Source organism: Intrasporangium sp., from assembly GCF_051961875.1.
Taxonomy (GTDB): domain Bacteria; phylum Actinomycetota; class Actinomycetes; order Actinomycetales; family Dermatophilaceae; genus Intrasporangium_A.
In genome coordinates, this window is record NZ_JBQCCV010000100.1 from 1 (window position 1) to 3,340 (window position 3,340).

Consider the following 3,340-nt stretch of genomic DNA (forward strand, 5'->3'; position numbering starts at 1 on the left):
ATCACGACGGCGCAGCCCGGGAAGTCGAGCAGCGCGTTCTCGAGCGAGCCCAAGGTCTCCACGTCGAGGTCGTTGGTCGGCTCGTCGAGGAGGAGCAGGTTGCCGCCCTGCTTGAGGGTGAGGGCCAGGTTGAGACGGTTCCACTCTCCACCGGAGAGGACGCCCGCAGGCTTCTGCTGGTCGGGACCCTTGAACCCGAACTGTGAGACGTAGGCGCGGGACGGGATCTCGACCTGCCCGACCTTGATGTAGTCGAGCCCGTCCGAGACCACCTCCCAGAGCGTCTTCTTCGGGTCGATGCCGGCCCGGCCCTGGTCGACGTAGGAGATGTTGACCGTCTCGCCGATCTTGACCTCGCCCCCGTCCGGCTCCTCGAACCCGACGATCGTCTTGAAGAGGGTGGTCTTGCCGACGCCGTTGGGGCCGATCACACCGACGATGCCGTTGCGCGGCAGCGTGAACGAGAGATTGTCGATGAGCACCCGGTCGTCGAAGCCCTTCTTGAGGTCCTTGACCTCGATGACGACCGACCCGAGCCTCGGGCCCGGCGGGATCTGGATCTCCTCGAAGTCGAGCTTGCGGGTGCGCTCGGCCTCGGCCGCCATCTCCTCATAGCGGGCCAGGCGCGCCTTGGACTTGGCCTGACGGCCCTTCGCGTTCGACCGGACCCAGTCGAGCTCGTTCTTGAGGCGCTTGGCGAGCTTGGCGTCCTTCTTGCCCTGGATCTGCAGGCGCTCCGACTTCTTCTCGAGGTAGGTCGAGTAGTTGCCCTCGTAGGGGTAGAGACGCCCGCGGTCGACCTCGGCGATCCTTTGGGCGACGTGGTCGAGGAAGTAGCGGTCGTGGGTGACGGCGATGACAGCGCCCGGGTAGGTCTCGAGGTGCTGCTCGAGCCACTGCACCGACTCGGCGTCGAGGTGGTTCGTGGGCTCGTCGAGGAGCAGCAGGTCGGGCCGCTGCAGGAGCAGCTTGCACAGAGCCACCCGACGGCGCTCACCGCCGGAGAGGTGGGTCACCGGCATGTCCGGCGGGGGGCAGCGGAGCGCGTCCATCGCCTGCTCGAGCTGGTTGTCGAGGTCCCAGGCGTCGGCGTGGTCGATGTCCTCCTGGAGCTTGCCCATCTCCTCGAGGAGCGCGTCGTAGTCGGCGTCGGGGTTCGCCATCTCGGCGGAGATCTCGTTGTAGCGGTCGAGCTTGGCCTTGATCTCGCCGGCGCCCTCCTCGACGTTGCCGAGGACCGTCTTTTCCTCGTTGAGCGGGGGCTCCTGCAGGAGGATGCCGACGGAGGCACCCGGAGCGAGGCGCGCCTCGCCGTTCGAGGGCTGGTCGAGGCCGGCCATGATCTTGAGGATCGTCGACTTGCCCGCACCGTTCGGGCCGACCATGCCGATCTTCGCGCCCGGGTAGAACGACATCGAGACGTCATCGAGGATGACCTTGTCGTTGTGCGCCTTGCGCGCCTTCGTCATGGTGTAGATGAACTCGGCCATGCGCAGAAGGCTATCCGTCGCCCCCCCGCCCGACCGAATCGGCCGGGGCGAACTGCGGTGCCCGGCCGCGCATGCTCGCAGGGAGGCGACCGGGCACCGCGGACACCGACCGGTCAGACGGCCTCGGCGACCTCGTAGTCGTCGGTCTCCGGGTCGCCGAACTCCGGCGCAGGCGGTCCCGGCACCTCGACGACGCCGTGGACCTCACCGTTCTCGTCGACGTTGGCGGGTCGTTCCGCGTCCGCAATGAGGTCCTCGACACTGCGGCGGACATCCTCCTGTGCGCCCGGGTCGGCGCCGAGCGCCGCGGCACGGCTGACCCGTTGGAACGTGGCCCTCCCGAAGCGCAGGTCGTGGCCGATGTGCTGGGCCTCGACCTCCGTCGAGGTGCGGTTGACCCCGTCCTTGTCGACGTAGGACTTGTTGGACAGGTTGCCGACGACGATGACCGGCTGCCCCTTGCGGAGCGAGGCCGCCGCGTTCGAGGCCGCCGTGTCGAAGGCGATGACGCTGTAGAAGCTCGTCTCAAGGTCGGCGTAGCTCCCATCGGCCGCCCGGCGGTAGGGCGTGGTCGCGACGCGGAAGGTGGTGAAGATGCTGCCGTTGCGGCCGGCTCGCGGAGTCGGGTCCGTGACGACATTGCCGTGCAGGGTGACCTTGATCTCGTTCATAGTGGCTCCTCCTGGGTGCCGGCAGATCGATGGCCCGGCGGGTGCCGGTCCTGCCGACCACCCTCGCGTCACCAGACGCTCGACACGAGAGCCGGCTTTCAGCCTGTGGAGAGCCGCACCGCGCGCCACCGGGTGTGGACAGCCACCCGGGGGGCGCGCTCAGGCCCTGGCGTCGTCGAGGTTGCCGCGCGTTGTCCGATGGCGTTCGAGGACCTCGCCGATGGGGCGGATGACGCGCTCGTCGGTCACGGCGGCGACCGCCTCGCTCAGCCGTCTGCCGATGACGGTGCGACGGTGCCTGGAGCCGACCTTGGCCCACCATCGCGACAGCGCGCCCAGCGCGATCCCGATGACCAGGCCCAGCACCAGCATGATGAGCGGGACCGGCACGATCCCGATCGAGGGAGTCTCGGGCCGCGGCAGCTGCAGGAAGCCAAGGGCGTAGAGCACCCCGAGCCAGAGGAGCCCGACGATGCTGGCGGTCCCGAGCAGCCACTGCGCCACGTTGACGACGTGCCACCAGGCCGGGCGGTGGGCCCGCAACGGGGTAGCGATGATCGCCTGGTCGAGCGCGTCAGTGAGCGCCCCCTCTCCGCCGTTTGCGGCCTCCTGCACGGCTTGCTCCCAGCGGAATGGCAGCCCATCGGCAGCAAGGCGCACGAACGACCGGGTCGCGACGTCGACGGCGGAGACGGTCGACACGGTCGGGGCCGGGATCGACGACCGGCCGAGGACGGCTCGGACGTGGGAGCCCTCGATGTCAACGGGGATCGGAGGTCGGCGTCCGGCCCGGTCGAGCCGCAACCGGCGCAGGGGGTCGGCCGCGAATCCCCTTGTCCAGCGGCCGAAGATCCAGCCGGTGTGCGAGAAGGCCTCGCGTCGGTAGTCCCGCGCCACGGCGTCGAGGACGATCGGCACACCGGCGGCTCGGGCGAGCGTCGCGTCGAGCTCGGTCCGCGGCAGCCGGGCGACATCGACCTCTGTGTCCGCCACATCCTCACGCAAGCGGGTCGCCGCCCCGCGCACGTCGGCGGCCAGCCGCTGACGAGAGGCGGCGGGGCCGGCCCCCGCGGTGGTGGGCCGCGGCCACAGCAGGGCGACACCCGCCCCCGGACGCGCCAACGACGAGATGACGCCCGCGCCCAGAACACCCACTGCGGGGAGGAGCCGCGTGAGGTA

2 protein-coding genes and 1 pseudogene are annotated in these 3,340 nt (G+C 69.8%); all 3 read right to left on the bottom strand.

Features of this window, described 5'->3' with window-relative positions; genetic code table 11:
- A partial coding sequence (gene ettA, locus ACTHJJ_RS05800; protein ID WP_440301988.1) for an energy-dependent translational throttle protein EttA occupies positions 1–1,490 on the bottom strand: 1,490 nt, incomplete at its 3' end.
- A gap of 113 nt (positions 1,491–1,603) precedes the next feature.
- On the bottom strand, positions 1,604–2,161 hold the full coding sequence (locus ACTHJJ_RS05805) for a single-stranded DNA-binding protein (protein ID WP_440301989.1): 558 nt from the start codon (positions 2,159–2,161) through the stop codon (positions 1,604–1,606).
- A gap of 159 nt (positions 2,162–2,320) precedes the next feature.
- Positions 2,321–3,340, bottom strand: a pseudogene (locus ACTHJJ_RS05810) (ABC transporter); the annotation flags it as partial.